At 63.0% G+C, this 443-nt stretch carries 1 protein-coding gene; it reads left to right on the top strand.

What is annotated here, in order from left to right; translation table 11 throughout:
• Positions 1-117: 117 nt before the first annotated feature.
• Positions 118-443: hypothetical protein (locus tag FCS21_RS16235; RefSeq protein ID WP_138624521.1), on the top strand; the 326-nt coding region annotated here is incomplete at its 3' end.

Genomic DNA, 443 nt, shown 5'->3' with positions numbered 1-443 from the left:
AGATGAAAGTTTTGTTATGTGATCTTATAACAATAGTGCCGAGAGTTTGCCCTCCCGCTTGGCGTTGCGCAAGCCGCATGGGAGCATGCTCGTCAGAAAAATGCAGGAGTAAGGACGATGTTGCGAATTCGTGGAACCATCGGCGACCTGCCGGTGGACTTGACCCTGGAGCTGGACGACGGCGATTGGGCACGACTCGGCGCGCAGCTGCAGGCGAGGCCAGTGGCAAGCGCGACCGCCGCGCCGGCAGCGCCGGTCAAGCCGAACGATGATCTGTGGCAGAACGCCCAGGACCTGTTGCGCAACGCCGGGCAACTCAGCGGCCTGGAACTGCTTGATCGACTGGAAGGTTTGGCGGGGGATGCCGCGGCGGGCAAGCGCCTGTTGGTGCGCCTGCGCCATAGCGCCAAGGTCAAGGTGGCCAGCGGCGGGGATACGCCGCT

The organism is Colwellia ponticola (assembly GCF_005885605.1).
Lineage (GTDB): Bacteria > Pseudomonadota > Gammaproteobacteria > Enterobacterales > Alteromonadaceae > Colwellia > Colwellia ponticola.
Note: the sequence above shows the minus strand (reverse complement) of the source record. Positions and strands in the feature narration are given on the sequence as shown.